14 protein-coding genes are annotated in these 16,204 nt (G+C 42.0%); all 14 read left to right on the top strand.

Features of this window, described 5'->3' with window-relative positions; genetic code table 11:
* Positions 1-41: 41 nt before the first annotated feature.
* The 14 genes from cgtA (at position 42) to pyrF (ending at position 16,047) form a co-directional block, all read left to right on the top strand.
* On the top strand, positions 42-1,262 hold the full coding sequence (gene cgtA / locus EPB74_RS05670; RefSeq protein WP_274903270.1) for an Obg family GTPase CgtA: 1,221 nt from the start codon (positions 42-44) through the stop codon (positions 1,260-1,262).
* A gap of 71 nt (positions 1,263-1,333) precedes the next feature.
* Positions 1,334-2,506, top strand: coding sequence for a glutamate 5-kinase (proB, locus tag EPB74_RS05665; RefSeq protein WP_079692196.1), 1,173 nt, complete (start codon positions 1,334-1,336; stop codon positions 2,504-2,506).
* A 127-nt stretch (positions 2,507-2,633) separates the two neighbouring features.
* Positions 2,634-3,770 carry a uroporphyrinogen decarboxylase gene (hemE, locus tag EPB74_RS05660; protein WP_089554019.1) on the top strand — a complete coding sequence of 379 codons (1,137 nt, stop codon included), beginning with the start codon at positions 2,634-2,636 and terminating at the stop codon, positions 3,768-3,770.
* 49 nt (positions 3,771-3,819) lie between these two features.
* The gene (gene argC, locus EPB74_RS05655; protein WP_274903269.1) at positions 3,820-4,887 is read left to right on the top strand and encodes an N-acetyl-gamma-glutamyl-phosphate reductase; all 1,068 of its coding nucleotides are present in this window, start codon (positions 3,820-3,822) and stop codon (positions 4,885-4,887) included.
* A gap of 103 nt (positions 4,888-4,990) precedes the next feature.
* Positions 4,991-5,881: a hypothetical protein gene (locus EPB74_RS05650; RefSeq protein ID WP_446740021.1), complete on the top strand. Its 891-nt coding sequence runs from the start codon at positions 4,991-4,993 to the stop codon at positions 5,879-5,881.
* Between the two features lie 127 nt (positions 5,882-6,008).
* Positions 6,009-6,416: an ATP-dependent Clp protease adaptor ClpS gene (locus EPB74_RS05645; RefSeq protein WP_274903267.1), complete on the top strand. Its 408-nt coding sequence runs from the start codon at positions 6,009-6,011 to the stop codon at positions 6,414-6,416.
* Between the two features lie 705 nt (positions 6,417-7,121).
* On the top strand, positions 7,122-9,671 hold the full coding sequence (gene clpA / locus EPB74_RS05640) for an ATP-dependent Clp protease ATP-binding subunit ClpA (protein ID WP_274903266.1): 2,550 nt from the start codon (positions 7,122-7,124) through the stop codon (positions 9,669-9,671).
* A gap of 177 nt (positions 9,672-9,848) precedes the next feature.
* Positions 9,849-10,586, top strand: coding sequence for a uracil-DNA glycosylase (locus EPB74_RS05635; RefSeq protein ID WP_274903265.1), 738 nt, complete (start codon positions 9,849-9,851; stop codon positions 10,584-10,586).
* Positions 10,587-11,180, top strand: a complete 594-nt coding sequence (gene tadA / locus EPB74_RS05630) for a tRNA adenosine(34) deaminase TadA (RefSeq protein WP_274903264.1) — start codon at positions 10,587-10,589, stop codon at positions 11,178-11,180. It begins immediately after the preceding gene.
* 160 nt (positions 11,181-11,340) lie between these two features.
* Positions 11,341-12,096, top strand: a complete 756-nt coding sequence (gene cmk / locus EPB74_RS05625) for a (d)CMP kinase (protein ID WP_274903263.1) — start codon at positions 11,341-11,343, stop codon at positions 12,094-12,096.
* Positions 12,097-12,405: 309 nt separating this feature from the next.
* Entirely contained in the window at positions 12,406-14,097 is a 1,692-nt protein-coding gene (gene rpsA, locus EPB74_RS05620; protein ID WP_079692186.1) for a 30S ribosomal protein S1, read from the top strand.
* Positions 14,098-14,394: 297 nt separating this feature from the next.
* On the top strand, positions 14,395-14,703 hold the full coding sequence (locus EPB74_RS05615; protein ID WP_079692185.1) for an integration host factor subunit beta: 309 nt from the start codon (positions 14,395-14,397) through the stop codon (positions 14,701-14,703).
* A gap of 161 nt (positions 14,704-14,864) precedes the next feature.
* Positions 14,865-15,275 (top strand): lipopolysaccharide assembly protein LapA domain-containing protein, encoded by a 411-nt coding sequence (locus EPB74_RS05610; RefSeq protein WP_274903262.1) that lies wholly within the window; start codon positions 14,865-14,867, stop codon positions 15,273-15,275.
* A 73-nt stretch (positions 15,276-15,348) separates the two neighbouring features.
* Positions 15,349-16,047: an orotidine-5'-phosphate decarboxylase gene (gene pyrF / locus EPB74_RS05605; RefSeq protein ID WP_089554028.1), complete on the top strand. Its 699-nt coding sequence runs from the start codon at positions 15,349-15,351 to the stop codon at positions 16,045-16,047.
* Positions 16,048-16,204: the final 157 nt, after the last annotated feature.

Raw genomic sequence — 16,204 nt, 5'->3', positions numbered from 1 at the left:
TAACCAGTTTATAAACTGGATTGTAAATTAAGGAACGTAAGATGCGATTTATTGATGAAGCCGTCGTAACGGTAAAAGCAGGTGACGGTGGTAACGGAATCGCCAGTTTTCGCCGAGAAAAATATGTCCCGCGCGGTGGTCCTGATGGTGGTGATGGTGGTAAGGGCGGAGATATTTATGTCATTACAGAGGATAACACCAACACCCTAGTTGACTATCGTTATACACGTCGTCACGACGCCATGCGAGCTGAGAATGGTCATAGTAGAAACTGTTCAGGCAAGGGTTCTGATGATCTTTTTTTACCGGTGCCTATTGGTACTACAGTAGTTGATACCGAAACAGATGAAGTGTTGGGTGATTTGATTGAGATTGGTCAGACTTTACTCATTGCCAAAGGCGGTGATGGTGGTTTGGGTAATACCCATTTTAAAAGCTCTACCAACCAAGCGCCGCGTAAAGCCACTTCAGGTTTTGAAGGTGAGCTAAAAGTTCTTAAGTTTGAGCTAAAAGTAGTGGCTGATGTTGGCTTAATTGGTTTACCGAATGCAGGTAAATCGACCTTTATCCGCCAAGTCTCTGCTGCTAGACCAAAAGTTGCTGACTATCCATTTACTACCCTAGTGCCAAACTTGGGTGTGGTCGATATCGGTCGTCATCGCTCGTTTGTAATGGCTGATATTCCGGGTTTAATCGAAGGCGCCTCAGAAGGGGCTGGACTTGGTATTCGCTTCTTAAAGCATGTTGCTCGTACTCGCCGTCTGCTACACTTGGTTGATGTGAAGCCAATCGATGGCAGTGACCCAGTAGAAAATGCCCGTGTTATCTTAAATGAGCTTGAGCGCTTTTCGCCTGAACTGGCTAATTTACCGCAAATTTTAATATTGAATAAAATTGATCAGATTATTGATGAAGAAGAATTGAATGTGCTTTGTACGCATATCGTCGCCGAGCTTGGTTGGACAGGGGACGTATTCCGCACCTCAACCCTAATGGGTGAGGGTACTGATGCTGTTAAATATCATTTGATGAATGAGATTGAGCGTGAACGTGAGCGTGAAATTGAAGATCCTATCTTTGCTGAGGCACAAAAAGCACGCTTTGAGCGCTTAGAAGTAGAAGTGCGTCTCAATACTGAAGCACAGCGAGAAGCCTATCGTGCTGCTCGTAAAGCACAACGTGAAGGTACAGATTTAATCGACAATGACTTTGATGATCTCGATGATGATGAAGATGGCGTCGAAGTGGTTTATGCCCCTTAAGTTGATTGATGTTTGAATATATTTTTTGAATGAATCACCGTAATTAATTTACCCTAGCAACAGGAGTTTATATGGTAGTTGACATAGAGAACACGACCGAAGAAGCAAGGTTTGTTAAGCAAGCCCGCAACTTTGATATTCATCGCGTTATTGTCAAGATTGGCTCATCGTTATTAACCAATAATGGTCGAGGGCTTGATCGAACTGCCATTTACGAGTGGGCAAAGCAGATCGCTAAGCTCCATAAGCAAGGCGTTGAAGTACTGCTCGTATCTTCAGGTGCTGTTGCTGAAGGCGTGGTTCGCATGAATCTTGAGGAGCGTCCCAAAAAACTAGCGGCATTACAAGCCTGTGCTTCTATTGGCCAAATGGGTTTGATTGAAACGTGGTGGTCAGCATTGATTCAACACGGCATTCAAAGCTCGCAGTTATTGCTGACCCATGATGACTTGTCTAACCGCAGCCGTTATCTTAATACCACTGGTGCGCTGACGCAGTTATTAGAATGGCGCGTGCTACCGGTGATTAATGAAAACGATACCATCACCATTGATGAGATTAAATTTGGTGATAACGATACCTTAGGGGCAATGGCTGCGGCGATGGTTAATGCCGACTTGTACATTATCTTAACCGATCAAGAAGGTGTCTTTACTGACAACCCACGTCATAATCCTCATGCAAAAATGATCCGTCAAGAGCGTGCTATGGCTGATTATTTGTTTGATATCGCAGGTGATGGCGGCAAGCTTGGGCGCGGTGGTATGCTGACCAAAATTCGTGCAGGTCGGCTTGCAGCAATGGGTGGCTGTCCGACGGTGATCGTGAGTGGCGCTATCGATGATGTGATTACCCGTGTGGTATCAGGCGAAGCAGTTGGCACCTTGTTGACCACCAATGATCAAGATAAAATTATTGCGCGTAAACAGTGGTTGGCTGCGCATTTGCGTATGTCAGGCTCTTTAATTGTCGATGCCGGTGCAGCAAAAGCGGTGGTCGAGCATCAAAAAAGCTTGTTACCGGTTGGTGTGTCTGAAGTGCGTGGTGATTTTGATGAAGGCGATGTGGTTGAAATCGTCCATCAAGATACGGGCGAGCGTATAGCTGTTGGTCAAGTTAACTTCTCCTCTCGGGATGCTTGCCGTGTTGCTCGCGAGCGTACTGAGCAGTTCGATAGAATCCTTGGTAACAATGAAGAGCGCGTGGTCATGGTACACCGTGATAACTTAGCATTGACGATGTAAAAAACTTATTATTTATTAAGCTATAAATATTTTAATAATAAGCGCTTTAATATTCTTTCCTTTAACGTAATTTATCCAGTGTTGTATGCCTTTTTGTGACATACAGTGCTGTTTTGGAGATTTGTACATGAGTGCTTCAGACAATAATAATTCGCTCGAGCAGAACTTTGCGCCTTTAAAAAATGATAGATTGCTACGTGCGCTACGTTTTGAGCCGATCGATACCACGCCAGTTTGGATGATGCGCCAAGCCGGTCGCTATTTACCAGAGTATAAAGCGACCCGTGCTGAAGCGGGTGATTTTATGAGTCTGTGCAAAGACACCGCTCGTGCCACTGAAGTGACTTTGCAGCCTCTACGTCGTATGGATTTGGACGCAGCCATCTTATTTAGTGATATCTTGACCATTCCTGATGCAATGGGCTTGGGCTTATACTTCGAAGCTGGTGAAGGACCGAAGTTTAAACATCCTATCCGTCAGCAAGCAGATTTAGATAGATTGCCTGTGCTTGATGTCAATGACTCCCTTGATTATGTCATGCGTGCGGTGACCAGCATTCGTAAAGCGCTAAATGGACAAGTGCCGTTATTCGGTTTTTCTGGTAGTCCGTGGACACTGGCTACTTATATGATTGAGGGCGGCAGCTCAAAAGATTATCGTTATACCAAAGGCTTTTTATATAGTAATCCTGAGTTCTTACATCAGTTACTAGATAAGTTAGCGACGTCTGTCATTGATTATCTAGATGCACAAGTCGTGGCTGGCGCACAGATATTACAGATATTTGATAGCTGGGGCGGGGCGCTCGGTCATCGTCAGTTTATTGATTTCTCTCATGCGTATAATAAACGCATCGTCGCTGAGCTAAAGGTACGCCATCCCGACATACCAGTGGTATTATTCACCAAGGGCGGCGGATTATGGCTGGATATCCAAGCGGATAGCGAAGCTGATGCTTTGGGTTTAGACTGGACTATGCCGCTAGATCGTGCCCGTCAAGTATTGACCGAAAGTCAGCGTCAGTTGACTAAGCAGCATAAAAAGCTACAAAGTAGCAAAGCCATCCAAGGTAATTTAGATCCAGCTACCTTATATGGCTCACCTGCGACTATCCGTGCCGAAGTCAATGCGATGCTCGATAGTGCCTACGCTAATGGCGAAAAAACTGGCTATGTGGCAAACTTAGGTCATGGTATTACTCAGTGGGTCAATCCCGATAATGCCAAAGTATTTATCGATGCGGTACATGATTATAAAATTTAGAAAAAACTTTAAGAAGTAACGTAAAAAATAAAAGAAAAAGGAATATCTTATGATTTCAGCAGCGATTGTTGGTGGCACAGGTTATACGGGTATTGAGCTAATTCGCTTATTATCTGCTCATCCTGAGGTGTCTATTGATTTGCTAACATCACGTAGCGAAGCGGGCACTCGCGCTGATGAGATATTCCCAAGTTTACGCGGTATATCAGACATTGTTTTTAGTGATTTAGGTGATAATACGCTTGCGACATTACAAAAGTGCGATGTGGTGTTTTTTGCAACACCGCATGGTGTGGCGATGAAGCAAGCAGAAGCGCTGACTCAAGCAGGCGTAAAAGTGATTGATTTGGCAGCAGATTTTCGTTTGCAATCATTGGCGGATTTTGAACACTGGTATCAGCAAGCGCATGCTTGTCCTGAGATACTAAAAACAGCTGTTTATGGCTTACCTGAGATTAATCGTGACAAAATTGCGAATGCTTTGGTCGTTGGTAATCCTGGTTGCTATCCAACCACGGCTATCTTGGGCTTAAAACCTATTATAGATACACAAAATCAGCAGGCAAAACAGCTCATTGAGTCGCGTATCGTCATCGATGCAAAATCTGGCGTGTCTGGTGCGGGTCGCCAAGCAAGTATCGCGCTCAATTATGCTGAAACCACAGACAATTTTAAGGCTTATAGCGTTGAAGGTCATCGTCATTTGCCAGAGATTGAGCAGGGCGTTGCCCAGTTACTAGAGAGCCATTTTTCCCATCGTATTCGTTTTTTACCCCATCTTGTACCGATGATACGTGGGATGCTGAGCTCTATTCATATGGAGCTTACTGAGGCTGGTGCTGCCATTGATTGGCAACCAGTATTTGAGAAAAGCTATGTGTCAGAGCCGTTTATTGATGTGATGCCAAAAGGGTTGTATCCAGATACCCGCAGTGTGCGTGCTAGTAATAGGTTACGTATTGCTGTCCATCAAGACAATGAACGTGCTGAATTGACCGTTATTGTCGTTCAAGACAATTTGGTAAAAGGTGCAGCTGGACAAGCGGTACAAAATATGAATGTGATGTTTGGTTTCGATGAAACACAGGGTTTGAACTTTGCGCCTATCATTCCTTAACAGATGTTTATTTGTGCTCAAATCATTGCTATTTATGGTGCTAGGTATTGATTATAAATTCCGCTATAATAACTTGCCTTTCCTGTTAAGAGATACCGTCTAGATGCGTTTTAAGAGTGTACTATACTTTTGCTCACAGCCCGCACATACAATGTGCCAAGACTCTGTTTCTTATGATTTGGAGCGCAGTCCATATATCTCTTATGATAACCAAGATCATCCTATAAAAAACAATCCTATAAATAGCCAAAGCCTTGGTAATACACAACAAGGTGCTTCTACCGCGGTGTTGGCATTATTTGTGGTGGCGATATTGGTCACGGCGATCGTTGGATTATTATTTGGTCACAAAATTGGTTATCAGCGTGGTTATCATTCGATGCAAACTGAAACCAAGCAGGCGGTCATCACGGGTAAAGAGGCGACGCAAGAGCTTAAAGATTTGCGTATCAGTAATAAAATAGTGACCAATGAGGCTGCTACAGCCAAGCAAGAGTTAGAAATAAGTTTGGCGAACTTAAAAGAGTTACGCGAAAATCAGCAAGCGCTAACCGTTGAAAACAAACAAGTGGCGCAGCTGAACGACATCTATGCCGAGCTTCTTAGTGAAAAAGGTGGCATGCCTTTGCAGGTACTTGGCGCAAAGATTGAACCACTGCCTGAAAATGCTTTTGAATATGGCTTTGATGTCGGTATGCTCGCGAGTGACGGCAAAGCCAAACGTTTAAAGCCAACGCTGACATTGCTTAACGATGATGATTTCGTAGAAGTGCCATTAGACCCAGTCAGCTATACCATTGAAGGCGTTGCTCGTATACGTGGTCGCTTTACGATGCCATCAGGCTTTAAACCTTTACAAGCAAAGCTGAGCTTAAAAGCTGGTGGGCAGGAAGTCGAGCAGTTGTATGATTGGAAGCTTGGTGCTAAAGTTGATAGTATGCCATTATCACTTTTAGATTTACCAGAGGTTGATGAAAGCCCTATTGAACCTTAGGGTGGCGTTATAACTGATAGCCATTTGCACGAGCCTCGCAGGATTTTACTCATCTCTTTTAACCTTATTTTCTTCAGTTGTAAATACACTTATTCATTAAACCTACCTATGCATTTGTATTCTAATTATGATAAAACAAACGATATTACCAGCGACGCCAATCACTTTAGATTGGCATTTTCCTAGTATGCCCCTACATTGTGCTCAAGATGGTGAGCCAGAGGGTGAAACGTCGCCACAGGCTGATGTTTTGGTAGCAGAACCAGAAGTGGCCAAACCACCAATGTATGCCGTGGTGATGTATAACGACAATTATACCCCAATGGAGTTTGTCGTCCATATTTTGCAGTCCGAATTTCGCCATAGTATGGATTCAGCCGTCGAGATTATGCTGGCCATTCATAATACCAGTAAAGGTATCGCTGGGATTTATCCTAAAGATATTGCTGAAACTAAAGCCAAAAAAGTGAACAGCCTTGCCCATCGTGAAGGTTATCCGCTGCTGACTCAAATCGAGCCACATCAAGGCGAGTAGCTAGTTTTAGCTTAGCATAAGACCTTTTTTACTTCGAATTTTTCCATTTGTGACGATCAACCTTTAACCTTGTAGTATTTTTTAGAGTAAGTTCAATCAATCATTGACCCGCTTGCTCTAAAAACCTTGTTCTTTTCTAAATCCTACCAATTATTGCCTCCTAAGTTTGCGCCTACTTTCTTGTTATAGACTTGATTTCTACCTCATACCGCCCTATATATTAAAGTACACGCTTATTTATTAAAGCAAATGCTACCTTTGTTTACTTCGATATTTAAAGTTGCTGTCTAGAGTCTTTTATTAAAAATGCTGCGCCAACAACGGCTATTTAATACTCTTTTTCTTTATTGCTTCGTTTTTTAGTATGATGCCAATTTCACTCTGTCTTTGGGCTATCCAAATCGTTCCGTAGTTTTTATCGCTGTCAGATTAACAATATCCTTTATTGATAGCATCTTTTCAAAAAATGCTCGCAGGATACTTCGATACATTTTAGTATGTTTTATTAGATTGACTCTGCTTGAGTATCATGTTGAGATAAAGGGAAGTAAGAATAATATTCGAGTTATGGAAGTCGCCATTTAATAATCTCTCTTAATAATACTAATATCGCCCTTGAACAATCCATCTATCGCCCTGACTTACTTACTAACTCATTCATAACGCTATCAATTATAAAGATAGGCACAACCGTAGGAATTCCTTATGTTAAGTCGTCATCTTGAGGTTTCTTTGCGTTTAGCAATGACACTTGCGCGCCAAAAATCGCATGAGTATCTCACTGTTGAACATCTATTACTGGCACTATTAGAAAATACCCACGCTGCCAATACGTTGACGGCCTGTAATGCGAATGTCTCAGCATTGCGTAGCGAACTTGAAGCCTATATCAATAAGCACACACCAACAGTCGATGCCGATACGGAGCAATCACCGCAGCCGACTCAAAGCTTTGATCGTATCCTGCAACGTGCCATTTTCCATGTACAGTCTATTGGTGGTGGTCGTTTGGTTGAAGGGTCAGATATTTTGGTTTCTATGTTTTCAGAACATGATACTTATGCGGTTTATTTACTTAAAAAGCAGGGTATTAGCCGTCTTGAGCTGACCCAGTACTTATCGCATGGTCAAGATAAAGACGAGCCATCTGAGCCACGTGCTTCTATGACCGGAGAGCGCCGTAGCGCCTCAGAGAAAACCAGTAAAGATCCCTTGGTGGAATTTGCCAGTAACCTTAACCAGCGAGCAGCGGAAGGTAAGACCGACCCGCTCATTGGACGTGGTCCTGAGATTGAGCGGGCAGCGCAAGTACTTTGTCGCCGCCGCAAAAATAATCCATTGTTGGTCGGCGAGCCTGGTGTCGGTAAGACTTCTATCGCTGAGGGATTGGCATGGCTTATTATCAATGATAAAGCGCCAAAGCCACTGAATGGTTGTGTGATTTATAGCCTAGATATTGGTTCGTTGATCGCCGGTACTAAGTATCGCGGTGACTTTGAAAAACGTATGAAGTCGCTGCTTGATGCGCTTAAGAAAAAGCCTAATGCTATTTTGTTTATTGATGAGATTCATATGATTATTGGCGCAGGTTCGTCAATGAGCAGCAATATGGATGTGTCGAATTTGATTAAGCCGGCACTTGCCAATGGTGAACTGCGTTGTATTGGTTCAACAACCTTTACCGAGTATCGTCAGGTATTTGAAAAAGACCATGCATTATCACGTCGTTTTCAAAAAATTGATGTAAAAGAGCCAAGTGTGGATGATACCATCGATATTTTACGTGGCCTTAAACCGCGTTATGAAGAGTTCCATAACGTCGAATACACCGATGAAGCGTTGGTCACTGCAGTGAAATTATCAGCCAAACATATCCATGAGCGCTTTTTGCCAGATAAAGCAATCGATGTCATTGATGAGGCGGGAGCCTATAAGCGCTTAGGTATCGTAGCTGATGCAGATGATATCGAGGCAGAAGAAAGCTTTATCGCCAATTTAGAGCAAGACTTTGATGCGCAAATTGACGCTGATGATGAAGGTATTGATAGCGATATTGATAACCTTGACAGTGAAGCTACTAATGAGATGCAAGATGAAGCTAATCTTGCAAAAGAAAATGATCGGGCGAAATCTGCTGAGCATAAAAAAGCAAAAGCTAAGCGCTCACCGATAAAAATCGATGTGGCAGATATTGAAGCTATTGTTGCTAAGCTTGCACGTATTCCACCCAAGTCAGTGTCCAGTGATGATAAGAGTATTCTTCAGCATTTAGATCGTGATCTCAAGCACTTAGTATTTGGGCAAGATGAAGCTATTGCGACCCTTGCTGATGCGATTAAACTATCGCGTGCCGGTCTAAAAGCACCAGATAAGCCAATTGGTTCATTCATGTTTGCCGGACCGACAGGGGTTGGTAAAACAGAAGTATCACGTCAGCTGGCTAAATTGCTGGGCGTTGAGCTAGTACGCTTTGATATGTCAGAGTATATGGAATCGCATGCCGCCTCACGTTTGATTGGTGCGCCGCCAGGCTATGTGGGTTATGATCAAGGCGGTCTGTTAACCGAAAAAATCAATCAGCATCCGCATTGCGTATTGTTGTTTGATGAGATAGAAAAAGCGCATCCAGATGTCTTCAACTTGTTATTACAAGTGATGGATCACGGTACACTGACGGATAATAACGGTCGGGTTGCTATCTTTAAGCAAGTCATTGTTATTATGACCACCAACGTTGGTGCTGATAGTATTAGCCGCTCTTCTATGGGCTTTACCCAGCAAGACCATAGCCGTGATAATACTGAATCGCTCAAACGCGTCTTTACTCCTGAGTTCCGCAATCGTTTGGATGCGATCATTCAATTCAACCCGTTAGATACGTCAGTAGTGGTATCAGTGGTCGATAAGTTCTTGGTTGAGCTACAAGTACAGCTTGATGATAAGCAAGTCACTTTAGAGATTGATGATGAAGTACGTGATTACTTAGCTGATAAAGGCTATGATCGCCTAATGGGCGCACGTCCGATGCAGCGTCTGATTCAAGATGAGATCAAAAAACCATTGGCAGGTATGATTTTATTTGGTGATTTGGTTAACGGCGGGGTAGTACATTTGACCTTAGAGCCAGAAGTATCAGAGGGTGATACTGTAAAGCTTGATAAGTCTTCAGATAAAGGTTCGGCAGACAGTCGCATAATTTTGACAGTCGTCGAAACCCATGAGCCACACCCAGACTCTGAGTCATTAGCCAGCTAAGTTTCTATCATTAATATTCTAAGAACGGTTACCCTGTTATCGCGGTAGCCGTTTTTTTATTGCTATTATTTATCAGACACTCAACTCCATATTTTGCTAGTATCAACTTTAAGGTGAGTCATACGATATAATCGTAAATATTTTATCTATCCTATAACAAATAAAACAGGCGCTATTATGGAATTATTCGACGTACAGCCGACAAAAACAGCCGCGCAAAAGCAAGCAATTTTAGACAATGTGCGCTTACCAGAAGATTGGAAAAATGCGTTGGCAGAAGAATTAACCTCTGACAATATGGATAATCTACGTGCCTTTTTAAAGGATGCTTATCAAGCAGATGAGAGTGTTTATCCACCAGCACCGCTAATGTTTAATGCTTTTAATTTGACACCTTTATCTCAGGTGAAAGTCGTCATCTTAGGGCAAGACCCTTATCATCGTCCAGGACAAGCAATGGGGCTGTCTTTTTCTGTACCTAAAGCCATTCCGAAACCCCCGTCATTGAATAACTTACTCAAAGAGATGGCAGATGATATCGGTACCAGTTATTCAGCGCATGGTGATTTAAGTTACTGGGCACAGCAAGGTGTGCTATTGCTTAACAGCTCTTTGACTGTGAGAGAAGGCGAGCCAAACAGTCATCAAAATAAAGGCTGGGAGCAGTTTACCGATGCTGTAATTGATGTGATTAATGAGCAAACAGAGCATACGGTATTTATTTTGTGGGGTAGTAAAGCCCAGAAAAAAGGTAAATATATCAATACGGAAAAACATCTTATTTTAACGGCTGTACATCCATCGCCACTGGCTGCTAACCGTGGTGGTTTTTTTGGTTCTAAGCCATTTTCAAAGACCAATGATTATTTGGTACAGTATGGTCAAAAACCTATTGACTGGCAGTTACCACAATAAATGACTAATTTTCTAGACATCAATTTATCGCCTTATCAGTTAATAAATAGCCCGTTTATGAAGGTTAATACGCTAATAGGTGAGCAGATTAAAACGGTTATATTTTGGTCGGTTGAAGATGTTCAATGGATGCAACAAGCGCTTAAACTTGCTAAAACAGGCGCTGAGCATGGGGAGGTGCCAGTAGGAGCGATACTGGTACATAACCAGCAAATGATTGGTCAAGGATTTAATGAACCTATCGGACGCCATGATGCGACTGCTCATGCTGAGATTGTAGCGTTAAGAGCAGCTTGTGCGCGCTTAAAGAATTATCGCTTGCCGCTGCAGACAACTTTATATGTCACCTTAGAGCCATGTACCATGTGTGTGGGTGCGCTGATCCATGCGCGTGTAGCTAGGCTAGTATATGCGGCAAGTGAGCCAAGGGCAGGTATGGTCGGTAGTCAAATAAACTTACCGATGCAGCCTTTTTATAATCATCACATTCAAGTTCATAGAGGTTTATGTAGTGAGCATAGCAGTCAAATGCTCAAAACGTTTTTTCGTGAGCGCCGAAAATTAGCAAAAAGCAAAGGCAGTATAATCAATTAACAAGATAATATTCTTGCCGCTAGTGATAGGGAGGTTTGTTTGCTATAATATTGCCCTATTTGCTTGCTAATAGATTGTTTGACTTACAAGCATTTGATAAATAAGTAAAAACTGCTTTGTTTATTGCTCTATAAGCAATGCCGACCATTAAGTGAGTGTTATGACTGTTTCTATCTCTGATGCTAACGATAATAGTGGAATGCCGTCATTACGCTATCCTGTTATCTGTATTGATGGGCCAAGTGGCGCAGGGAAAGGTACAGTTACGTGGCGCTTAGCACAAGCATTGGGTTATCAGCTGCTTGACTCGGGTGCGTTATATCGTATCGTCGGACTCAAAGCCTTTGAAGCTGGATTGATTATTGCGGATGCCAGCCAAGCCATTGATGAGATGGCTGTCTTAACGTTAACGGAAAGCTTAGAGATTGCTTTTGTACCTAACAATGATTCAGGACGTGTCGATATTGTTGTGAATGGCGAGGCAGTAGGTGAGCAAGTTCGTAACGAGACAATTGGCGGTTATGCATCGCTGATTGCGGTATTTCCAAGCGTTCGCCAAGCATTGTTAAAGCTGCAGCAAGATATGGCAACTCGTTCAGGATTGGTTGCTGATGGTCGTGATATGGGTACAGTCGTGTTCCCAGACGCTGACGTTAAAGTATTTTTAACCGCAAGTGCTGAAGCGCGTGCCGAGCGCCGTGTAGCGCAACTATTGAATGCTGGTCAAGCAGCAGATTTCGAAGCGATTTTAGCGACGATTAAAGCACGTGATGATCGTGACGAAAATCGTACGACTGCACCATCAAAGCCTGCAGAAGATGCGCTAGTACTAGACAGCTCCAACTTAGACGCTGATGCGGTTTATGAGCTAATTAAGAGACATTGTCAGGATAAAGGTATTTGCTTTAATAAGTAATAAAAACAACATAGTAAGTACTAAAAGGTTTCCTATGGGTTTCATTTTAGTATAAAATTACAGTAGTAAAAATTGATAGTCTTTAGAGCGTTATAAAAAATACTGTTTACAAGAATATCAATTAAAAATATAAAGCATTTTAATATAAGACAGTTGTTGTTAGTGAGTTCGCTAAATAATTCGCTTATTACCAACAAACGTTTTTTTATATGACTGTATAAGATATAAAACCAGTATTCTCGTTTTATGCAATCATACATTTGATCCGTACTGTGCTGGACAGGATACGGCTATACAAAGGTAGACATAATGGAATCATTTGCTGAACTATTTGAAGCGAGCATCGAAGAAACAGGTCTGGATATCGAGCGTGGCTCGGTTATCACCGGTACTGTTGTGGCCATCGATAACGACTGGATCACTGTTGATACTGGTCTGAAATCTGAAGGTATCGTCGCTCGTGAAGAGTTTTTAAGCGAAGAAGGCGAACTCGAAGTTGAAGTTGGCGATAGTGTCGATGTTGTGGTTGAAGCGGTTGATAACGGTATGGGTCAAACCTTACTGTCACGTGAAAAAGCCAAACGCGTTGAGACTTGGAATTTCCTTGAAAAAATCTCTGATAATGATGAGATTGTAAAAGGTATTATTTCTAGCAAAGTAAAAGGCGGCTTTACCGTAGATATCGGTTCAGTACGCGCGTTCTTACCAGGTTCTTTAGTAGATGTACGTCCTATCCGTGATACGACGCATCTAGAAGGCAAAGAGTTAGAATTTAAAGTTATCAAACTTGATCAAAAACGTAACAACGTTGTGGTTAGTCGCCGTGCCGTTATGGAAGCTGAAAACTCAGCTGAGCGCGAAGAGCTATTGAACAAGCTTGAAGAAGGTATCGAGATCGAAGGTATCGTTAAGAACCTAACTGATTACGGTGCGTTCGTTGATCTTGGTGGTATTGATGGTCTATTGCACATCACTGACATGGCATGGCGCCGTATCAAGCATCCATCTGAAGTAGTTGAAGTTGGTCAAGACCTAAAAGTTAAAGTATTGAAGTTTGACCGTGAACGCAACCGCGTTAGCCTAGGTCTAAAACAACTTGGTACTGATCCTTGGGATAACGTTGGTGGTACATACCCAGTGGGTAGCGTTGTTAAAGCTCGCGTAACCAACTTGACTGATTATGGTTGTTTCGCTGAAATCTCTGAGGGTATCGAAGGTCTAGTACACGTATCAGAGATGGATCATACCAACAAAAACATTCATCCATCAAAAGTTGTCCAAGTGGGTGATGAAGTTGAAGTAATGATTCTTGATATCGATGAAGAACGTCGTCGTATCAGCTTAGGTATCAAACAAACTCTAGCCAATCCATGGGATGAGTTTGATAAGAAACATGAGCGCGGTGATAAAATCACTGGTACGATCAAGTCAATCACTGACTTCGGTATCTTTATCGGTCTAGATGGCGGTATTGATGGTCTAGTTCACTTATCAGACATTTCTTGGAATGAAACTGGTGAAGATGCTATCCGTAACTACAACAAAGGCGACACCGTTGAAGCAATGGTATTGTCTGTAGATTCAGAAGCCAACCGTATCAGCCTAGGCGTGAAACAACTAACTTCAGATCCATTTAACGAATACCTAGTCAACAATGACCGCGGTGCTATTGTTAATGGTAAAGTGAAAGAAGTAGACGCTAAAGGTGCTACTATCGAACTTGCTGATGAAGTTGAAGCGTATCTACGTGCCTCTGAGATTCAACGTGACCGCGTTGAAGATGCCACTAAGCATCTAGCTGTTGGTGATGATGTTGAAGCGAAAATCATCAGTGTTGATCGCAAAACACGTAACATCAGCCTGTCAATCAAAGCAAAAGACGAAGCTGAAGAGCGTCAAGCGATTAAAGAGCTAAGCAGCACTAGCACGACTAGTACTACTGCCGGTTCTGATGCCCAACCAAAAACTATTGGTGACTTGATCAAAGAACAAATGCAGTAAGCGATATACTGTTGATTGTATTATAATATAAAAAGAAAGCGACTCCGGTCGCTTTTTTTGCGATTAAATTTTGGTATTCATAATAATGTATGAGGATTTCTTTTAAATGGGGAAACTCTTATTTCCATTTACATCAATATCCGCTATCATTTGCAACATTGAGTAACGAAATGTGAACCTAAAATCAAATCATAATATATGAACAGTTAAATCAATATTTATTAACAATGATTTGATAATTTATAGGGTCTTGGCTTACAGTCATCTTATCCATTAATCAACAAGGCAAGCGTGATAATGCAGCAACCAATTAACAAGTCCGAATTTATTAGTAATCTGAGTGCAAATTGTGACAATATGACGGATATTATCGTCGATGACGCAGTACGCGAAATATTAAATTTGATGACTCATACTTTAGCCAATGATGGTCGAGTAGAGGTGCGCGGCTTTGGTAGTTTTTGTCTCCACCATCGTCGGGCACGTATGGGGCGCAATCCTAAAACAGGCGAAAGCGTACCAGTACCTGCCAAAGCAATTCCACATTTTAAGCCTGGTAAAGCACTACGTGAAGCGGTCAATGCTAGAGTTGCAAGCGGTCAGTAAAGTAACTGAGATTTGGGAAGATTAAAATATTTTACCACTAGAGTATGACTCTATTTTTATTGAGATAGAATACTGGGCAACATATAAACGTAATCAGCAAGTAGTATGACCAATTTTTTTGTTAAACTGTTTGTATTATTAAAAACTTAAGGATACGTCTAATGCGCTTTTTATTGTTCGTGTTACTGTTTTTGAGCTTTGCTTATTCGCTTGGTTTGGTATTGGCAAACAATACTGACGTTGGGGTAAATTTACTGTTTTCACAAGCACCTACGATGAATTTAGGGTTGCTACTGATACTTTGTCTCATGCTTGGTATCGTGATTGGTATCTTATTAGCGTTGCTTATCTTTCGTGTCCTACAAAACAAGTGGGAAATCTCGCGTCTACAAAAAGCGAATGCCAACCTGCAAGAGCAGATAACACAAGCCAATATCGTTATTGATCGCCAAGCCAATTCTCCAACAGTAGAAGAAGCAGTCTATGGTGCAACTGCTGTCAATGTACAAGATGCGACAGCAGACCATTTGGACGAAGGTACAAGCTTAACCAAGCAAAAGCGAGATTATTGATTGATTAAATGATGTGTTTTTGCTGATAATTTTTATACGTAATTTGATAAATCTGACATAAAGTGCCATAACTATGAATAATGCAATCAATTCTCCAGTCATCGTCGCATTAGACAACATGACGAAAGATGCCTCTCTTGCGCTAGCTGACCAATTAGATCCGGCATTATGTCGATTAAAAGTAGGTAAAGAGCTGTTTACTCGCTGTGGTCCTGAGATAGTCAAGGCGTTACATCAGCGTCATTTTGAAGTGTTTTTAGACTTAAAATTCCATGATATTCCTAATACTACCGCACAGGCAGTATTGGCTGCCGCTGAGCTTGGCGTATGGATGGTTAATGTCCATGCAAGCGCTGGCTTAGAAGCAATGTCATTGGCAAAACAACGTTTATTAGACGGCAATTTTGAGACACTATTGATTGCAGTCACCGTTCTGACTTCCATGGACAACGAGGCGCTTATTCAAACGGGTGTCACTGACGGCTTGGATACACAAGTGAGCCGATTGGCACAATTGACCAAGCAGGCTGGTCTTGATGGCGTGGTTTGCTCAGCACGGGAAGCAAAAACGCTTAAAGCCTTATGTGGTCATGATTTCAAACTGATTACCCCTGGTATTCGTCTGTTAGATGACAATACAGACGATCAAAAACGTATTTGTACACCGAAACAAGCGTTAAGTGATGGCTCTGATTACTTGGTGATTGGGCGCTCAATTACCCAAGCCACAGATCCTGCTACTAAACTGCAAAAGATTCTCCAAAGTATTTAGTAATAGATTTCACAATTGAATAAAAAGTAAGGTTTTTGAGATAAAGTTATTTAAAAAGACAGCCTAAACCGCTGTCTTTTTACTTTTTGCCAGTCGGTAAAAAGGTGCTAAACTAATTAGATTTATGCTCATACCAACTCCAAAAAAGTATGACTGG

The organism is Psychrobacter sp. DAB_AL62B, from assembly GCF_028895345.1.
Lineage (GTDB): Bacteria > Pseudomonadota > Gammaproteobacteria > Pseudomonadales > Moraxellaceae > Psychrobacter.
The sequence above is the reverse complement of the archived record's forward strand: the minus strand, read 5'-3'. Positions and strand labels throughout refer to the sequence as shown.